The 17277-nt window shown below is 61.7% G+C and carries 16 protein-coding genes; 2 read left to right on the top strand and 14 right to left on the bottom strand.

Annotated features, from left to right (window positions below):
* Positions 1-52: 52 nt before the first annotated feature.
* From AC1RCO_RS30135 to ccoN (AC1RCO_RS30075), 13 genes are all read right to left on the bottom strand, one after another.
* Entirely contained in the window at positions 53-736 is a 684-nt protein-coding gene (locus tag AC1RCO_RS30135; protein WP_011060233.1) for a sulfite exporter TauE/SafE family protein, read from the bottom strand.
* Positions 729-959, bottom strand: coding sequence for a cbb3-type cytochrome oxidase assembly protein CcoS (ccoS, locus tag AC1RCO_RS30130; RefSeq protein ID WP_041116903.1), 231 nt, complete (start codon positions 957-959; stop codon positions 729-731). Before ccoS ends, AC1RCO_RS30135 begins: the two co-directional genes overlap by 8 nt.
* Positions 960-980: 21 nt before the next feature.
* On the bottom strand, positions 981-3431 hold the full coding sequence (locus AC1RCO_RS30125) for a heavy metal translocating P-type ATPase (RefSeq protein WP_011060235.1): 2451 nt from the start codon (positions 3429-3431) through the stop codon (positions 981-983).
* Positions 3432-3530: 99 nt separating this feature from the next.
* Positions 3531-4067: a FixH family protein gene (locus AC1RCO_RS30120; protein ID WP_011060236.1), complete on the bottom strand. Its 537-nt coding sequence runs from the start codon at positions 4065-4067 to the stop codon at positions 3531-3533.
* A gap of 11 nt (positions 4068-4078) precedes the next feature.
* The gene (gene ccoG / locus AC1RCO_RS30115) at positions 4079-5494 is read right to left on the bottom strand and encodes a cytochrome c oxidase accessory protein CcoG (protein WP_019093855.1); all 1416 of its coding nucleotides are present in this window, start codon (positions 5492-5494) and stop codon (positions 4079-4081) included.
* 393 nt (positions 5495-5887) lie between these two features.
* Positions 5888-6865, bottom strand: a complete 978-nt coding sequence (ccoP, locus tag AC1RCO_RS30110; protein WP_011060238.1) for a cytochrome-c oxidase, cbb3-type subunit III — start codon at positions 6863-6865, stop codon at positions 5888-5890.
* The gene (locus AC1RCO_RS30105) at positions 6862-7047 is read right to left on the bottom strand and encodes a CcoQ/FixQ family Cbb3-type cytochrome c oxidase assembly chaperone (RefSeq protein WP_011060239.1); all 186 of its coding nucleotides are present in this window, start codon (positions 7045-7047) and stop codon (positions 6862-6864) included. Before AC1RCO_RS30105 ends, ccoP (AC1RCO_RS30110) begins: the two co-directional genes overlap by 4 nt.
* 5 nt (positions 7048-7052) lie before the next feature.
* The gene (gene ccoO, locus AC1RCO_RS30100) at positions 7053-7661 is read right to left on the bottom strand and encodes a cytochrome-c oxidase, cbb3-type subunit II (protein ID WP_011060240.1); all 609 of its coding nucleotides are present in this window, start codon (positions 7659-7661) and stop codon (positions 7053-7055) included.
* Positions 7661-9103 (bottom strand): cytochrome-c oxidase, cbb3-type subunit I, encoded by a 1443-nt coding sequence (gene ccoN / locus AC1RCO_RS30095; RefSeq protein ID WP_011060241.1) that lies wholly within the window; start codon positions 9101-9103, stop codon positions 7661-7663. The genes ccoO (AC1RCO_RS30100) and ccoN (AC1RCO_RS30095) overlap by 1 nt, the downstream gene beginning before the upstream one ends.
* 498 nt (positions 9104-9601) lie before the next feature.
* Positions 9602-10543, bottom strand: coding sequence for a cytochrome-c oxidase, cbb3-type subunit III (gene ccoP, locus AC1RCO_RS30090; RefSeq protein WP_011060242.1), 942 nt, complete (start codon positions 10541-10543; stop codon positions 9602-9604).
* Positions 10540-10770 (bottom strand): cbb3-type cytochrome oxidase subunit 3, encoded by a 231-nt coding sequence (locus AC1RCO_RS30085; protein WP_011060243.1) that lies wholly within the window; start codon positions 10768-10770, stop codon positions 10540-10542. The genes ccoP (AC1RCO_RS30090) and AC1RCO_RS30085 overlap by 4 nt, the downstream gene beginning before the upstream one ends.
* A gap of 3 nt (positions 10771-10773) precedes the next feature.
* Positions 10774-11382 carry a cytochrome-c oxidase, cbb3-type subunit II gene (gene ccoO, locus AC1RCO_RS30080; RefSeq protein WP_011060244.1) on the bottom strand — a complete coding sequence of 203 codons (609 nt, stop codon included), beginning with the start codon at positions 11380-11382 and terminating at the stop codon, positions 10774-10776.
* Positions 11383-11392: 10 nt separating this feature from the next.
* Positions 11393-12817 carry a cytochrome-c oxidase, cbb3-type subunit I gene (ccoN, locus tag AC1RCO_RS30075; protein WP_011060245.1) on the bottom strand — a complete coding sequence of 475 codons (1425 nt, stop codon included), beginning with the start codon at positions 12815-12817 and terminating at the stop codon, positions 11393-11395.
* A gap of 99 nt (positions 12818-12916) precedes the next feature.
* Here ccoN (AC1RCO_RS30075) and AC1RCO_RS30070 point away from each other — a divergent pair, with 99 nt between their 5' ends.
* The gene (locus AC1RCO_RS30070; protein ID WP_492618341.1) at positions 12917-13612 is read left to right on the top strand and encodes an alpha/beta family hydrolase; all 696 of its coding nucleotides are present in this window, start codon (positions 12917-12919) and stop codon (positions 13610-13612) included.
* 168 nt (positions 13613-13780) lie between these two features.
* Here the strand turns inward: AC1RCO_RS30070 and AC1RCO_RS30065 are convergent, their stop codons facing one another.
* The gene (locus AC1RCO_RS30065; RefSeq protein WP_047284945.1) at positions 13781-15346 is read right to left on the bottom strand and encodes a methyl-accepting chemotaxis protein; all 1566 of its coding nucleotides are present in this window, start codon (positions 15344-15346) and stop codon (positions 13781-13783) included.
* A 476-nt stretch (positions 15347-15822) separates the two neighbouring features.
* On the opposite strand from AC1RCO_RS30065, the gene AC1RCO_RS30060 reads away from it, so the two are divergent.
* The gene (locus AC1RCO_RS30060; RefSeq protein WP_015634788.1) at positions 15823-17271 is read left to right on the top strand and encodes a mannose-1-phosphate guanylyltransferase/mannose-6-phosphate isomerase; all 1449 of its coding nucleotides are present in this window, start codon (positions 15823-15825) and stop codon (positions 17269-17271) included.
* Positions 17272-17277: the final 6 nt, after the last annotated feature.

Here is a 17277-nt window from a genome sequence, read left to right as displayed (position 1 = left end):
GGAGCAGTGCCGACGAGGCGTGCAGGCCCGGTTGCCGGGCGCCTCCCTGAGGTCAGTGGCCCATCAGCCAGTGCTGGTGAGGACCGGGCAGGGTCCAGATGCCGAAGAGAATGACCAGCACGCCGCCAGCCATGCGTACGCTGCGCCGACGCAGCAAGGCGGTGATCCGTTCGGCTGCCAGCCCGGTGGCCAGCAGCACGGGCCAGGTGCCCAGGCCGAAGGCCAGCATCAACAGCGCGCTGTCCAGGGCGCTGCCCTGGCTCGCCGACCACAGCAGGGTGCTGTACACCAGGCCGCACGGCAGCCAGCCCCACAGCGCCCCCAGGAGCAATGCACGGGGCAGGCTGGAAACCGGCAACAGGCGGCTGGCCAGCGGCTGGATATGCCGCCACAAGCCCTTGCCAAGGCCTTCGATGCGGGTCAGGCCACTCCACCAGCCGGCCAGGTACAGGCCCATGGCAATCAACAGCAACCCGGCCAGCACTCGCATGAACAGCGCCAGTGGACTGTTGGCTACAGCCCAGCCCGCCAGGCCCAGCAGCAGGCCGGCCAGGGCGTAGCTGAGGATGCGGCCCAGGTTGTAGGCCAGCAGCAGGCGCAGGCGTCGGCTGCGCTGTTCCGGGGGGATGGCCAGCGTCAGGGCGCCCATCAGGCCGCCGCACATGCCCAGGCAGTGGCCGCCACCCAGCAGGCCGAGGATCAGCGCAGAGACCAGCAGAGGGGCCAGTTCAAGCATGGGGCGGTTCCGATTTTCTGCCGGGGTCGGCTTCGCTGCTCGGTTGGCCCTTGGCCTCATCCACCGCGGCGGTGTGGCTTGGGTCCTGGTCGTCGAACAGGATGCTGTGGGCCGGGCCGTCGAGATCGTCGTACTGGCCGCTGTCCACCGCCCAGAAGAAGATGTAGATGGCGATGGCCACGATCAGCAGGGCGGCCGGGATCATCACGTAAAGAGCTGGCATCTGGACTCCAGGCCCGGCGGCTCAGGCCGGCAACGGGCGGGTTTCGGGGGCGTCGGCGCTGTCGGCCGGCCGCGGCATGCGGGTCAGGCGCAGGGCGTTGAGCACCACGGTCAGGGAACTGATGGACATGCCGACCGCCGCCCACACCGGAGTGATCCAGCCGAGGGCGGCGAACGGCAGCATCAGGCCATTGTACAGCCCGGCCCAGAGCAGGTTCTCGATGATCACCCGGCGCGTGCGGCGGGCCAGGCTGAAGGCCTGCACCAGGGCATCCAGGCGATTGGACAGAAGTACCGCATCGGCGCTGGTCTTGGCCAGGTCAGTGGCCGAGCCCATGGCGACGCTGATGTCGGCGGCGGCCAGCACCGGTACATCGTTGACCCCATCGCCGAGCATCAGCACCTTGCGGCCCTGCTGGTGCAGCTGTTGCAGCACCTGCAGCTTGTCATCGGGGCGCAGGCCACCCCGGGCTTCGTCGATCTGCAGTTCGGCAGCGACACTGGCGACCATCGGCGAGCTGTCCCCGGACAGCAGCAGGGTGTGCCAGCCACGAGCCTTGCAGGCCGCCAGCAGGGCCGGAGCATCACTGCGCAGGCGGTCGTCCAGCACCAGCCAGGCGAGAGCCCCCTGGCTGTCACCGAGCAATAGCCATTGGCCGGCTTCATCGGGCATGGGCGGAACGGTACAGCCACTGAGCTGGCAAACGTAGGCTGGTTGCCCGATGCGCAGACGCTGATCGCCCACCAGGCCTTCCAGGCCCAGGCCGGGGCTGCTGGTAACTTCCTCGGCGGCCACTGGGGCACGGCCGAAAGCCCGGGCGATCGGGTGCTCGGAACGGTTTTCCAGGGCTGCGGCCAGGCTCAGGCAGTCATCGCTGGACAGGGCCCCCAATGGCCGGATGGAACGCAGCGCCAGCCGCCCTTCGGTGAGGGTGCCGGTCTTGTCGAAAATCACTGTGTCGATCTGGTTCAGGCCTTCCAGTACATGGCCGCGGGTCAGCAGCAGGCCGAGCTTGTGCAAGGTGCCGGTGGCGGCGGTGAGCGCTGTGGGCGTGGCCAGGGACAGCGCACAAGGGCAGGTCGCCACCAACATGGCCAGGACGATCCAGAACGCCCGTGAGGCGTCTAATTGCCACCACAGCAGCCCGATGGCGGCCGCGGCGATCAGCGAGAACAGCAGGAACCACTGGGCTGCACGATCGGCAACCTCCGCCAGCCGCGGTTTCTCTGCCTGGGCCCGGTCCAGCAGGCGCACGATGGCCGATAGCCGGGTGTCCTGGCCCAGGGCCTGGACCTGCACTGTCAACGCACCTTCGACGTTCAAGGTACCTGCGGTCACCCTATCGCCCAGGCCACGGGGCTGCGGCAGGTATTCACCGGTGAGCAGGGATTCGTCGATGCTCGATTGGCCGTCGAGGATCTTGCCGTCTGCCGGCAGTACTGCGCCGGGATGCACCAGCACCCGGTCGCCCAGGCGCAATTCGCTGAGCAGGATGCGTTCACTCTGGCCGTCTTCATCCAGGCGCAGACAGGAAGCTGGCAGCAGATTGACCAGTTGCGCGGTAGCCGCCGCGGTGCGCTCCCGGGCCCGGCGTTCCAGGTAGCGTCCGGCGAGCAGGAACAGGGCGAACATGCCGACGGCATCGAAATACAACTCGCCAATGCCGCTGATGGAGGTCCAGATGCCGGCCAGGTAGGCCCCTCCGATGGCCAGGGACACCGAGACGTCCATGGTCAGGTGGCGGGTGCGCAAATCGCGCATGGCGCCCTTGAAGAACGGTGCGCAGCTGTAGAAGACGATGGGCGTGGTGAGAAACAGCGCGACCCAGCGCAGGATCGTATGCAGCTCGGGGCTCAGGTCGATGTTGAATTCCGGCCAGGTGGCCATGGTCGCCATCATGGCCTGGAACCACAGCAGGCCGGCGACGCCCAGCTGGCGCAAGGCCAGGCGGTTTTCGCTGGCCAGTTGCTCGGAGGCTCGATCCGGCTGATACGGGTGGGCGGCGTAGCCGATGTGGCGCAGCTCGCTGAGCACCTGGCTCAAGGGCAGTTGGCTGTCGGCCCAGCGCACGTGCAGGCGGTGGTTGGACAGGTTGAGCCGGGCTTCGGCCACCGCTGGCAGGCTGCGCAGGTGTTTTTCGATCAGCCAGCCGCAGGCGGCACAACTGATGCCCTCCATGAGCAGCGTGGTTTCCGCCAGCTCGCCTTCGTGCCGGACAAAGGGCTGCTGCACGTCGGCGCGGTCGTACAGCGCCAGTTCGTCCACCAGTTGCACGGGCAGGGCTTCAGGGTTGGCCGAGGCCTCGCTGCGATGGCTGTAGTAGTGCTCCAGACCGCCAGCGACTATGGCTTCGGCCACTGCCTGGCAGCCCGGGCAGCAGAACTCCCGGGGTTGGCCAAGCACGACGGCGGTGAACCGGCTACCGGCAGGAACCGGCAGGGCACAGTGGTAGCAAGGCAGTGGCGTGGTCATCGGCGGTCTTTGTAATGTGGGAAAAACTCATCGCCGGCGCACCGGTCCCGCTGCAAGGGCAGGGGAGGCGACGGGCCGGCGATGTACGGCAGGTACTGCTCAGTTCAGGTCTTCGGCACCTTGCAGGGGCTCGTCGCCCAGCAGCAGGTCCTTGTCATGGCTGACCTGTTCTTCTTCGAACATGCGCCAGGTCTTGTCGCCCTCGACCCCCAGCAGTTCGACGAAGCGCCGCCCTTCGACCTGGTCGGTCAACTGGCCGATGTAGCGCCCGTGTTCGGTTTCGCTGCGGGCCAGGGTGATCTTGCGGTCCTTTTCCGGCTGGGTGGGCGAGATCAGGTTCAGCTCCAGGGTCTTGGGCTGGCTGTCACCGCTCAGGCGCAGTTCGACTTCGCCGGTCAGCTCATCGAGGTGCACGTTGGCGCGCATCTTCAGGGTCTGGGCCAGCAGCTCGCGGTCCAGGGAGCGGTTGATGCCCTTGCCGGCCTCGTAGTAGTTGTCGTTGACCAGGTTGTCCGGGTTGTTCACGGCAATGGTCACCATGGACAGGGTCAGGGTCACGGAACAGGCGAGGATGCCGATGATGATCCAGGGCCAGAGGTGCTTGTACCAGGGGCTTGCGGCGGTGGCTGCGGGCATGATCACTTCTCTTAACGAATTTGTGGGCCGATGAACCGGCTCTTGGCTTCAACATGGACGCTGTCATCGTCGGCATCCTTGAGGATGAATTTCACCTCGTTGGTGGTCGATGGCAGCTGTTCGGGAGCAATCGACAGCTCCACCGGCATGCTGACGATATCGCCGGCCACCACGTGGATTTCGCGCTTGCCCTGCAGCTTCAGGTCCGGCAGGCCGGAGGCGTCCAGCACATAGGTGTGATCGCGCTGGTCCTTGTTCATGATCTTCAGGCTGTAGACGTTTTCGATCCGGCCTTCGGCGTTTTCGCGGTACAGCACCCGGTCCTTGCTGACATCGAAGCCCACCAGCGAACGCATGAAAAATGCCGCAACCAGCAGGCTGATCATGGCCAGCAGCACCAGGGCATAGCCGATCAGGCGCGGGCGCAGTTTATGGGTTTTCTGCCCCGAGAGGTTGTGTTCGGTGGTGTAGCTGATGAGCCCGCGGGGGTACTCCATCTTGTCCATGATGCTGTCGCAGGCGTCGATGCAGGCTGCGCAGCCGATGCATTCGATCTGCAGGCCGTCACGGATGTCGATGCCGGTGGGGCAGACCTGGACACACATGGTGCAGTCGATGCAGTCGCCCAGGCCCTGGGCCTTGTAGTCGGCGCCTTTCTTGCGCGGGCCACGGGCTTCGCCACGGCGTGGGTCGTAGGAAACGATCAGGGTGTCCTTGTCGAACATCACGCTCTGGAAGCGTGCATAGGGGCACATGTAGATGCACACCTGTTCCCGCAGCCAGCCGGCGTTGCCGTAGGTGGCCAGGGTGAAGAAGCCGACCCAGAAGTAGGACCAGCCATCGGCCTGGCCGGTGAAGAAGTCGATGACCAGTTCGCGGATCGGCGAGAAGTAGCCGACGAAGGTCATGCCGGTGACGAAGCCGATCAGCAGCCAGAGGCTGTGCTTGCTGAATTTGCGCAGGAACTTGTTGGCGCTCATGGGCGCCTTGTCCAGCTTGATGCGCTGGTTGCGATCGCCTTCGGTGACCTTTTCGCACCACATGAAGATCCAGGTCCAGACACTCTGCGGGCAGGTGTAGCCGCACCAGATGCGGCCGGCATAGACGGTGATGAAGAACAGGCCGAAGGCGGCGATGATCAACAGGCCCGAGAGCAGGATGAAGTCCTGGGGCCAGAACGTGGCGCCAAAGATGAAGAATTTGCGTTCCGGCAGGTTCCACCAGACAGCCTGGTGGCCGCCCCAGTTGAGCCACACGGTACCGAAGTACAGAAGGAACAATCCGGCGCCGCCAAGCATGCGCAGATTGCGGAACAGGCCGGTGAAGGCGCGGGTGTAGATTTTTTCCCTGGAGGCGTAGAGATCGACGCTGTTGGTCGCGTTTTTGGCAGGCGGGGTAACGTCTTGTACGGGAATCTGGTTGCTCATCATTGCATCCCACGGCAGTGGAAAAATGCCTCGGTCGATGCGTGCCGACCGCGGTCAAAAGGGGTGTTGCAGTGGCGCAATGATACGCCTGTAGCTCTAGCGCAAGGGTGCGACCTTTGGTCGCGTTGGGAGAAATCAACTGATGGTGTAATGACTTGAATCAATTGACTTGTGGATTATGGACCCTTTTGCACGTCGCGCCGTTCAATTCTTCCAGGGAGTGAGCAGGCGTACGCCGCAGCTCTCGAAGTCCGCCATATCGTCGAATCCTGGCTACCGGGTTGCCGGAAAGGGTGATCCGCCGTCGAGCGTCAGCCGATGCCAGGCGCAAACAAAACGGCCCCGCCAATGTTGATCGGCGGGGCCGTTGGGTGTTGCTTTCAGGCGTCGGTCTTACTCGGCGTCGGCCTGCTTGTCACCGTGGGACAGGCTGTAGACATAAGCCGCCAGCAGGTGAACCTTGTCGTTGCCTTGCAGTTGTTCCTGCGCTGGCATCACGCCTTGACGGCCGTAACGAATGGTCTGCTGCAGTTGGGCGAAGCTCGAACCGTAGATGAAGGCTGCCGGGTGAGTCAGGTTAGGCGCGCCCATGGCTGGGGTGCCTTTGCCTTCCGGACCGTGGCATACCGCACAGTTGGCGGCGAACAGCTTCTGGCCGTTGACCGGGTCGGCCTTCAGGCCTTCCGGTAACTTGCGGCCGTCGAGGTTGGTCAGGACATAGGCGGCAACGTCACTGACGCCTTGTTCCTTGATAACGTCCAGCCAGGCCGGCATCACTGCGTGGCGACCGCCCATGATGGTGGTCTTGATGGTTTCCGGCTCGCCGCCCCAGCGCCAGTCGGCGTCGGTCAGGTTGGGAAAGCCATAGGCGCCCTTGGCGTCGGAACCGTGGCAGACCGAGCAGTTGGATGCGAACAGACGGCCACCCATTTTCAGGGCTTGCGGGTCCTTGGCCACTTCTTCGATAGGCATGGCCGCGTACTTGGCGAAGATCGGACCGAACTTGGCGTCCGACTTGGCCATTTCCTTTTCCCACTCGTGGACGCCGGTCCAGCCGGACTGGCCGTTGGCGAACGGGGTCTGCTTCTCGTTATCGAGGTAGTTGTAGCCCGGCAGAACGCCTTTCCAGTTGCCCAGGCCCGGGTACAGCACCAGGTAGCCCAGGGCGAAGACGATGGTGCCGACGAACAGCATGAACCACCATTTCGGCAGGGGGTTGTCGTACTCCTCGATCCCGTCGAAGGAGTGGCCGACCGTCTCGTCGGTCTGCTCGGCGCGCTGGCCCTTGCGGGTCGACAGCAGCAGCCAGGTCAGGGCGAAGATGGTACCCAGACTGAGGACTGTGACGTACAGACTCCAGAACGTAGTCATTCTTTGTTACTCCTAGAAGCTTGCTCGACGTGCTTGATGGCGTCGGGATCATCCGCGAACGGCAGCAAGGTTGCGTCTTCAAACTCGGACTTGCGCTTGGGGCTGAACACCCAGAGCGCCAAACCGATGAAGGCCACCATCACAACAAGGGTGCCCAGGCCACGAATCATCCCGATATCCATCTAGATCACCGTTTGCTTTTGATGATGGTGCCCAGGCCTTGCAGATAGGCCACCAGCGCGTCCATTTCGGTTTTGCCCTTCACGGCATCCTTGGCACCGGCGATGTCTTCGTCGGTGTAAGGGACGCCGAGCGTGCGCAAGACTTCCATTTTCTTCGCGGTGTCTTTGCCGTCGAGCTTGTTTTCTACGAGGAACGGATAAGCCGGCATCTTCGACTCGGGCACCACGTTGCGCGGGTTGTACAAGTGCGCACGCTGCCAGTCATCGGAGTAACGACCGCCCACTCGGGCCAGGTCCGGGCCGGTACGCTTGGAACCCCACAGGAACGGGTGGTCCCAGACGCTCTCACCAGCCACCGAGTAGTGACCATAGCGTTCGGTTTCAGCGCGGAACGGACGGATCATCTGCGAGTGGCAGCCGACACAGCCGTTGGCGATGTAGACGTCGCGGCCTTCCAGTTCCAGCGCGGTACGCGGCTTCATGCCTTCCACCGGCTTGTTGGTGACGTCCTGGAAGAACAGCGGGACGATCTGGGTCAGGCCGCCGATGCTGACGGCGATGACCATGAAGAAGGCCAGCAGGCCAATATTCTTCTCGACTACTTCGTGCTTCATCAGTGAGCTCCAACTACAGCGATCTGAGCAGCGGCTTCAGCTTCAGCCGGGTTCGAGGCGCGAACGGTGCGGAACACGTTGTACGCCATGATCAGCATGCCGGTGGCGAAGAACGCACCGCCCAGAGCACGGACGATAAAGCCCGGGTGGCTGGCTTGCAGCGCTTCGACGAAGGAGTAGGTGAGGGTGCCGTCATCGTTGATTGCACGCCACATCAGGCCCTGGGTGATGCCGTTGACCCACATCGAGGCGATGTAGAGCACGGTACCGATGGTAGCCAGCCAGAAGTGGGTGTTGATCAGGCCGATGCTGTGCATCTGCTGACGGCCGAAGACTTTCGGGATCAGGTGGTACAGGGCGCCGATGGAGATCATCGCTACCCAGCCCAGAGCGCCGGCGTGTACGTGGCCGATGGTCCAGTCGGTGTAGTGCGAGAGCGAGTTGACGGTCTTGATCGCCATCATCGGACCTTCGAAGGTCGACATGCCGTAGAACGCCAGGGATACCACTAGGAAGCGCAGGATCGGGTCGGTGCGCAGCTTATGCCAGGCGCCCGACAGGGTCATCATGCCGTTGATCATGCCGCCCCAGCTTGGCGCCAGCAGGATGATCGACATGGCCATGCCCAGGGACTGGGCCCAGTCCGGCAGCGCGGTGTAGTGCAGGTGGTGCGGACCGGCCCAGATGTACAGGGTGATCAGCGCCCAGAAGTGCACGATGGACAGGCGATAGGAATAGATCGGACGCTCGGCCTGCTTGGGTACGAAGTAGTACATCATCCCCAGGAAGCCGGTGGTCAGGAAGAAGCCCACGGCGTTGTGGCCGTACCACCACTGGATCATCGCATCAGTCGCACCGGCGTAGGCCGAGTAGGACTTGAAGAAGCTGACCGGCAGGGAAGCGTGGTTGACGATGTGCAGCATCGCGGTCACCACGATGAAGGCACCGTAGAACCAGTTGCCCACGTAGATGTGCTTGGTCTTGCGCTTGGTGATGGTGCCGAAGAATACCAGGCCGTAGGTGACCCAGACGATCGCCAGCAGGATAGCCAGGGGCCATTCCAGTTCGGCGTATTCCTTGGTGGTGGTGTAACCCAGTGGCAGGGTCACGATCGCGCCGACGATCACCGCTTGCCAACCCCAGAAGGTGAAGGCCGCGAGGCTGTCGGAAATCAGTCGCGTCTGGCAGGTTCGCTGCACGACATAGTAAGAGGTGGCAAACAATGCACATCCACCGAAGGCGAAGATCACCAGGTTGGTGTGCAGCGGGCGCAGGCGTCCAAACGTCGTCCACGGCAGACCGAAGTTCAACTCCGGCCATACCAGTTGTGAGGCGATGAAGACACCGAGCCCCATGCCAAGGATCCCCCAGACCACCGTCATGATGGCGAACTGGCGGACTACCTTATAGTTATAAGCAGTCGGACTGATTGCTGTGCTCATTCTAAGGTTCCACGGTTTGGGTGTTTTATTAGGGATAAAAATCGGTCGCAAGTATGGAGAAAGCAGGGGGTCATTGCAACGCGCTATGACCTGGGTCAATGCGTTCCATGCCTGATTCTGCGGCCTTTCCCTATGCCGAGTAGGGATAAAAAATTGCCCTCGGACAAGCTGTCGCCATGGACAGGAAACGGGGGGTGTCAGGTCGGTTGTAACCGGGTGTGTGGAAGCTGATGGATCAGCTGACAGGCGGTAAGAGAGTCGACAGCCGGTATAAACCAGCCTTTGCGGCCTGTCATCGAGCAGAAGCTTCGAACGTCACGGATACCGTTGGCCTGTGACCAGCCCGTGCCAGTCCCCATCGGGGCAAGCTTAGACCTGAATCAGATGAGTGCAAACGCGCTTCGGGAGAGGGTGCGACACTTGGTCGCAAAGGAGCGGGAAGTTGAACCACGAGCGGCAAGCTGCAAGTCGGGAACCCGCAGCTTGCCGTGACTCGTCTTACTGGGTGTTTTCAGCCTGTGGCTTGTTGCCGTGGGAGAGGCTGTAAACGTAGGCGGCCAGCAGTTGTACCTTGTCATTGCCGAGCAGTTCGCTCTGCGCTGGCATGTGGCCCTGGCGACCATGGCGGATGGTCTGTTGCAGTTGGGCCAGGCTGGTGCCGTAGATGAAGCCGGCGGGCTGGGTCAGGTCGGGCGCGCCCATGATCTGGGTGCCTTTGCCGTCAGCGCCGTGGCAGGCTACGCAGGTGGTGCTGAACGCTTGCTGTCCGGCTACCAGGTCGGCATCGCTGTCGGCTGGCAGGGGCAGGCCGGCCAGGTCGTGGCGAACGTAAGCTGCCACGTTCTTCACGCCTGCTTCCTTGAGCACTTCGCCCCAGGCCGGCATGGCCGCCATGCGGCCGCCCATGATGGTGGCCTTGATGGTGTCGGCGCTGCCGCCCCACCGCCAGTTGTCGTCCGCCAGGTTCGGGAAGCCGAAGGCACCCTTGGCGTCGGAACCGTGGCAGACCGAGCAGTTGGAGGCGAACAGGCGTCCGCCCATTTTCAGCGCTTGCGGGTCCTTGGCCACTTCTTCCACCGGCATGGCCGCGAATTTGGCGAAGATCGGACCAAACTTCACGTCCGCCTTGGCCATCTCCTTTTCCCATTCCTTGGTCTGGGTCCAGCCGTCTTCATAGCCCGGCAGGATGCCTTTCCAGTTGCCCAGACCCGGGTAGAGGATCAGGTAGCCAACGGAAAACACCAGGGTCCCGGCGAACAGCAGGAACCACCATTGCGGCAGGGGGTTGTCGTACTCCTCGATGCCATCGAAGGCGTGGCCCATGGTCTGGTCGACACTGCCCTTGGTCTCGCCCTTGCGGGTGCCGACCAGCAGCCAGGTCAGGCCGATCAGGCTGCCAATGGTCAGTACGCAGATCCACGTACTCCAGAAGGTGGTCATGGCCGAATGCTCCTTGTTGCAGGCTCTTGAGGTTGAGCGTCATCAGTTGTGTTACCGGCCGGTGCCGTGCCCGGCATCGGGTCATCGGCGAAGGGCAGCAGGCGGGCCTGGGCAAACTCGGGATTGCGCTTTGAGTTGAACACCCAGATCGACAGGCCGATGAAGGCGATCATCACCACCAGGGTCCCGAGGCCGCGGATCATGCCGCTATCGAGTTCAAAACCCATGGCTCACCTCTTGCTCTTGATCGAAGTGCCAAGCACTTGCAGGTAGGAGACCAGGGCGTCCATTTCGGTCTTGCCCTTGAGCGTGGCGGTGGCGCCGGCGATGTCTTCGTCGGTGTACGGCACGCCCAGGGTGCGCATGACCTTGAGCTTGGTTTCGGTGTGGCTGCTGTCCACCGGTGCGGTCACCAGCCATGGGTAGGCCGGCATCTTCGACTCGGGCACCACGTTGCGCGGGTTGTACAAGTGCGCACGGTGCCAGTCATCGGAGTAGCGACCGCCCACCCGGGCCAGGTCCGGACCGGTACGCTTGGAACCCCACAGGAACGGGTGGTCCCAGACGCTTTCACCGGCCACCGAGTAGTGACCATAACGCTCGGTCTCGGCGCGGAACGGACGGATCATCTGCGAGTGGCACTGTACGCAGCCTTCGCGGATGTAGATGTCGCGGCCTTCCAGCTGCAGGGCGGTGTAGGGCTTCATGCCTTCCACCGGCTTGTTGGTGACGTCCTGGAAGAACAGCGGGACGATCTGGGTCAGACCGCCGATGCTCACCGCGAAGACCATCAGCAGCATCAGCAGGCCGACGTTTTTCTCAATCGTTTCGTGTTTCATGGCGGACTCCTCAGGCCATCTGCGCAGCGGCGTTGACTTCGGCTGGCACTGCGGCACGCACGGTGCGCCAGGTGTTGTAAGCCATCAGGAACATGCCGCTGAGGAAGATCGCACCACCCACCAGTCGCACGATGAAGCCTGGGTGGCTGGCCACCAGGGTTTCGACGAAGGAGTAGGTGAGGGTGCCGTCCTCGTTGACCGCACGCCACATCAGGCCCTGGGCGATACCGTTGACCCACATCGAAGCGATGTAGAGCACGGTGCCGATGGTAGCCAGCCAGAAGTGGGTGTTGATCAGGCCGGTGCTGTACATCTGCTCGCGGCCGAAGACTTTCGGGATCAGGTGGTACAGCGCGCCGATGGAGATCATCGCTACCCAGCCGAGGGCGCCGGCGTGTACGTGGCCGATGGTCCAGTCGGTGTAGTGGGAGAGGGCGTTGACGGTCTTGATCGCCATCATCGGACCTTCGAAGGTCGACATGCCGTAGAACGCCAGGGATACCACCAGGAACCGCAGGATCGGGTCGCTGCGCAGCTTATGCCAGGCGCCCGAGAGGGTCATCATGCCGTTGATCATGCCGCCCCAGCTTGGTGCCAGCAGAACCAGCGACATCACCATCCCTAAGGACTGAGCCCAGTCCGGCAGCGCGGTGTAGTGCAGGTGGTGCGGACCGGCCCAGATGTACAGGGTGATCAGTGCCCAGAAGTGCACGATCGACAGGCGATAGGAGTACACCGGGCGCTCGGCCTGCTTGGGTACGAAGTAGTACATCATCCCCAGGAAGCCCGCGGTCAGGAAGAAGCCCACGGCGTTGTGGCCGTACCACCATTGCACCATCGCATCGGTCGCACCGGCATACACCGAGTAGGACTTGGTGAAGCTGACCGGCAGTTCCAGGTTGTTGACGATGTGCAGGATGGCCACGGTGATGATGAACGCGCCGAAGAACCAGTTACCCACATAGATGTGCTTGGTCTTGCGCTGCATCAGGGTGCCGAAGAACACGATGGCGTAGGCCACCCAGACAATGGTGATCAGAATATCGATCGGCCATTCCAGTTCGGCGTATTCCTTGGAGCTGGTGTAGCCCAGTGGCAGGCTGATGGCCGCCAGGAGGATCACCAGTTGCCAGCCCCAGAAGCAGAACGCGGCGATTTTCGGCGCGAACAGCGTGGTCTGGCAGGTGCGTTGCACCGAGTAGAACGAGCTGGCAAACAGCGCACAGCCGCCGAAGGCGAAGATCACCGCGTTGGTGTGCAATGGCCGCAGACGGCCGAAGCTGGTCCACGGTAAGTCGAAGTTGAGTTCGGGCCAGACCAACTGGGCAGCGAGAAAAACCCCGAGCCCCATGCCGACGATGCCCCACACCACCGTCATAATGGCGAATTGGCGGACCACCTTGTAGTTGTAGGCGGTACTGATAGAAGTGTTCATGGTTCCCCATCCACGGTTCAGTTGAAGTGAAAGCGACTGCGCACGGCAAGGCGCGCTCACTTCGTCTGGAGTTATAGGCAGACTAAAAGCGAGGCAAGCATGAGCAATGAGCACAAGGCCAGTATTGACGGGGGTCAATGGGCGCAGTGTGTGCGGGAGCGGGGCTGGTTGTGGGATGTCGCGCAGGGCGTCGAGGTGCAGTCGGCGCCGACCCTGATCCTCGCCCATGGCGCCGGCGCGCCCATGGACAGTGGGTTCATGAACGATATTGCTGTACGCCTTGCGGGGCATGGGGTGAACGTCTTGCGCTTCGAGTTTCCCTACATGGCCCAGCGGCGCCTGGACAGCGGCAAACGCCCGCCCAACCCGGCGCCCAGGCTGCTGGAATGCTGGCGCGAGGTGCATACCCTGGTGCGACCTTATGTCACTGGGGTGTTGGCGGTGGGCGGCAAGTCCATGGGCGGGCGCATGGCCAGTTTGCTGGCTGATGAACTGCAGGCCGATGCATTGGTGTGCCTGGGCTATCCGTTCTATGCCGCCGGCAAACCGGAAAAACCGCGGGTGGCGCATCTGGCCGATCTGTCAGTGCCGAGCCTGATCGTGCAGGGCGAGCGTGACGCCCTGGGCAATCGCCAGGCGGTCGAGGCCTATACATTGGCAGCCAGTATTGAGTTGTACTGGCTGGCGGCCGCTGATCACGATCTCAAGCCCCTGAAGGCCTCGGGTTTCAGCCATGGGCAGCATCTGGAATCTGCGGCGCTCAAGGTTGCTGCCTTCCTGAAAGCGCTGAGCTGATCCTGCAGGAGCGAGCTTGCTCGCGAAACGTTCACCCGGCCTTCGAATTTGGAGCGCGGTGAAGATTTATCGCGAGCAAGCTCGCTCCTACGGTTGTCGGGTGGATTTTCGGGCATAAAAAAACCGGAAGCCTTGGCTTCCGGTTTTTTGTTGCCGGCCCTAGGGGGCTTAGCGGTTGAAGCGCTCCACCAGCGAGTACTGGGTGTGTGCGGTGCGGGTCAGCGCTTCGCTGAGCTCGGCCGAATGCTGGGCCTGCTCCGAAGTCTGGTCCGCCAGTTGCGCGATGGTGCTGATGTTGCGGCTGATCTCTTCGGCCACCGAGCTTTGCTCTTCGGTGGCGGCAGCGATCTGGGTGGTCATGTCGGTGATGTTGGCCACCGCTTCGCTGATGCCCACCAGTGCCTGGTCGGCTTCCAGCACCCGGGCCACGCCTTCTTCGGCCTGACGATGACCGGCGTCCATGGTCTGCACGGCGGTGGCGGCTGTCTGCTGCAGCTTGGCGATCAGGGTATGGATCTGCCCGGTGGACTCACTGGTGCGCTGTGCCAACTGACGCACCTCGTCGGCCACCACGGCAAAGCCGCGGCCCATTTCACCGGCGCGGGCGGCTTCGATGGCTGCGTTCAGGGCCAGCAGGTTGGTCTGGTCGGCAATGCCCTTGATCACGTCGACAACGCCGCCGATTTCGTCACTGTCCTTGGCCAGTTGGGTTACTGTCAGCCCGGTTTCGCCCACTACCACCGACAGGCGCTGGATGGCTTCGCGGGTTTCCCCGGCGATATCGCGGCCACGGCCGGTCAGGCGATTGGCTTCCTGGGTTGCGTCGGCGGTGCGTTGCACGTGGCTGGCCACTTCCTGGGTGGTGGCGGCCATCTGGTTGACCGCGGTGGCCACCTGTTCGGTCTCGACCCGTTGGCGCTCCAGGCCGCTGGAGCTGTTGTGGGCCAGGGTGTCGGACTGGCGGGCCTGCTCGTTGAGGTGCTCGGCCGTGTCCTGCAGGCGGGTCAGGCAGGTCTTCAGGCGCGCTTCCTGGCTCAGGATCGACATCTCCAGGCGGGCTTGGGCGCCGCGGCTGTCGGTGTACATCTGAGCGATCAGCGGGTCGGAGGTGGTCTGCTCGGCCAGGCGCAACAGGCGCTTGAGGCCGCGCTGCTGCCAGCTCAGGCCCAGCAGGCCCAGGGGCACCGAGAGCGCGGCGGCCAGGGCGAAGCCCCAGTGGGAGTTGAGCCAGGCACCGATCATGAAGCTCAGCTGGCTGACCAGGATGAACGGCAGCCAGTCCTGCAGCACAGGCAGCCACTTGTCACGCTTGGGAATGGCCGACTTGCCAGTGTTGATGCGCTGGTAGAGGGCTTCGGCGCGGCGCACCTGTTCGGCGGTGGGCTTGACTCGGACCGACTCGTAACCCACCACCTGGCTGCCTTCGAAGATCGGTGTCACATAGGCGTTGACCCAGTAGTGGTCGCCGGTCTTGCAGCGGTTCTTGACGATGCCCATCCATGGCAAGCCTTGTTTCAAGGTGCCCCACATGTGCGCGAACACCGCCGCCGGCACATCAGGGTGACGTACCAGGTTGTGCGGTGCGCGAACCAGTTCTTCACGGGAGAACCCACTGATCTCGACAAAGGCGTCGTTGCAGTAGGTGATCACGCCTTTGGCGTCGGTGGTGGAGATCAATCGTTGCTGAGCGGGGAAGGTACGTTCGCGCTGGGTAACGGGTTGGTTATTACGCATGAGTTTTCAATCCGCAAGGCTTTCATCGGTTATCGGCAGGTTTCCGGAATAGTTGAAGGAAATTTCTCTAAATGTCCGGTGACGGTTTGCGAGCTTTTTGTACGTCGTAATATCCCGATGCGTGCGAAATCCGAGAGAAAAGTAATAAAGATCAATGACACGATTTGTAAGGCGGTGTGTCTTAATCTTCAATGAAGTGAGCCGTTGTGAATGGTAGGTCAGTTTTTATCCATCTGAATACGGGTAGCTGCGCGGGTATAGATCCGGCTTTTCCTAGACAAAAATTACCATCCAGTGAAGAATATGCCCCTATTTTTGTAAGAAAAGTGATTTGCTTTTCTTCATGTCCAGCATTTTCTCGGTTAGGTTTGTCTAGGGTCAGCTAGGCTCTAAGTCGCTTCCTTCGAGCCCGCAGTATTTATGTTGGTGAGTTTTTGGCCTGATAAATGATGTGATATTTAGTAAAGGAGTACAGCGTGACACTCGTTCCAGTCATTATTTGTGGCGGTTCAGGCAGCCGTCTATGGCCTGTTTCACGTACTGCTCATCCCAAGCCGTTTATCGAATTGCCCGATGGTGGCAATTTGATTCGAAAAACATACAGTCGCGCTTTGGCGTTAAATGACGTAACAGAAGTATTGACGATCACAAACCGTGATCTCTACTTCAAAACCCTTGATGAATATGTTGCCACTGCGCCGAACTACACCAACTTGGGTTTCGTACTCGAGCCTTTTGGCCGCAACACCGCTGCTGCGGTCGCATTAGCGGCGCAGGAAGTGGCCCGAACTCACGGCCCTGACGCGATTATGCTGGTGTTGCCGGCGGACCACCTGATCGACAATCAGGCGGCGTTCGCTGCAGCAGTCGAGTCTGCATCGCAGCAGGCCCGGGACGGCTGGCTGGTGACTTTTGGGGTGAAGCCCGAATATCCGGAAACTGGCTACGGGTACATTCAAAAAGATACCGACGCGTCATTAGTCAACGGCTTCAAGGTCAAGCGTTTCGTCGAAAAACCAGATTTGGATACTGCGAAAGACTACCTGGCGTCCGGTGAGTATTACTGGAACTCCGGGATGTTCTGTTTCCGTGCGGGCACACTTATTGAAGAAATGGCGCTCTGTGCGCCGGATGTCGCCAGCGCCGTAGATCTATGCCTTGCTGGCTCCGGTGTGATGCAAGGCAGCAGCCATCGCAGCCTGCATCTGGAGCCGGAAAGCTTTGCCAAAGTACCGGACATTTCCCTCGATTTCGCACTGATGGAACGCTCAAACAAAGTGGCGACCATACCTTGTGATATTGGCTGGAGTGACATTGGCTCTTGGAAGGCCATGAGTGAACTCTCGCCAGCGGACGAGCAAGGCAACCGTATCGAAGGCGAAGCCATCCTTCATGCCTCCACCAACAACTACGTGCGCAGCCAGCGTCGACTGGCCGCGTTAGTCGGGGTTGAAAACCTGATCATTGTCGATACGCCGGATGCTTTGTTGGTCGCGCACAAGGACCATGCCCAAGACATCAAGGTAATCACTGCGCAGTTGAAGAAAAACGGTCATTGCTCGCACTTGGACCACACTACGGTGCAGCGTCCCTGGGGGGCTTACACTACCTTGGAAGAGGGCACTCGCTTCAAGATCAAGCGCATTGTCGTAAAACCTCAAGGCTCGTTGTCGCTCCAAATGCATCACCATCGCAGTGAGCACTGGATTGTGGTCAGTGGTATGGCATTGGTCGTTAACGACCAACAACGGTTCTTGCTCAATACCAATGAGTCCACGTATATACGTGCTGGGCACACGCATCGTCTGCAAAACCCGGGGATGATTGACTTGGTATTAATTGAGGTGCAGTGCGGCGATTACCTAGGGGAAGATGATATTGTCAGGTTCGAGGATAGCTACGGTCGAGCTGAAGGCAGTAGGTAATCCGCT

Source organism: Pseudomonas sp. GW823-FHT03E05, assembly GCF_058796855.1.
The sequence above is the reverse complement of the archived record's forward strand: the minus strand, read 5'-3'. Positions and strand labels throughout refer to the sequence as shown.

Excerpts from the sequence above, each read along its gene's own strand:
- AC1RCO_RS30135 (WP_011060233.1), bottom strand. The coding sequence starts at position 736 with ATGCTTGAACTGGCCCCTCTGCTGGTCTCTGCGCTGATCCTCGGCCTG.
- ccoS (WP_041116903.1), bottom strand. The coding sequence starts at position 959 with ATGCCAGCTCTTTACGTGATGATCCCGGCCGCCCTGCTGATCGTGGCC.
- AC1RCO_RS30125 (WP_011060235.1), bottom strand. The coding sequence starts at position 3,431 with ATGACCACGCCACTGCCTTGCTACCACTGTGCCCTGCCGGTTCCTGCC.
- AC1RCO_RS30120 (WP_011060236.1), bottom strand. The coding sequence starts at position 4,067 with ATGCCCGCAGCCACCGCCGCAAGCCCCTGGTACAAGCACCTCTGGCCC.
- ccoG (WP_019093855.1), bottom strand. The coding sequence starts at position 5,494 with ATGAGCAACCAGATTCCCGTACAAGACGTTACCCCGCCTGCCAAAAAC.
- ccoP (WP_011060238.1), bottom strand. The coding sequence starts at position 6,865 with ATGACTACGTTCTGGAGTCTGTACGTCACAGTCCTCAGTCTGGGTACC.
- AC1RCO_RS30105 (WP_011060239.1), bottom strand. The coding sequence starts at position 7,047 with ATGGATATCGGGATGATTCGTGGCCTGGGCACCCTTGTTGTGATGGTG.
- ccoO (WP_011060240.1), bottom strand. The coding sequence starts at position 7,661 with ATGAAGCACGAAGTAGTCGAGAAGAATATTGGCCTGCTGGCCTTCTTC.
- ccoN (WP_011060241.1), bottom strand. The coding sequence starts at position 9,103 with ATGAGCACAGCAATCAGTCCGACTGCTTATAACTATAAGGTAGTCCGC.
- ccoP (WP_011060242.1), bottom strand. The coding sequence starts at position 10,543 with ATGACCACCTTCTGGAGTACGTGGATCTGCGTACTGACCATTGGCAGC.
- AC1RCO_RS30085 (WP_011060243.1), bottom strand. The coding sequence starts at position 10,770 with ATGGGTTTTGAACTCGATAGCGGCATGATCCGCGGCCTCGGGACCCTG.
- ccoO (WP_011060244.1), bottom strand. The coding sequence starts at position 11,382 with ATGAAACACGAAACGATTGAGAAAAACGTCGGCCTGCTGATGCTGCTG.
- ccoN (WP_011060245.1), bottom strand. The coding sequence starts at position 12,817 with ATGAACACTTCTATCAGTACCGCCTACAACTACAAGGTGGTCCGCCAA.
- AC1RCO_RS30070 (WP_492618341.1), top strand. The coding sequence starts at position 12,917 with ATGAGCAATGAGCACAAGGCCAGTATTGACGGGGGTCAATGGGCGCAG.
- AC1RCO_RS30065 (WP_047284945.1), bottom strand. The coding sequence starts at position 15,346 with ATGCGTAATAACCAACCCGTTACCCAGCGCGAACGTACCTTCCCCGCT.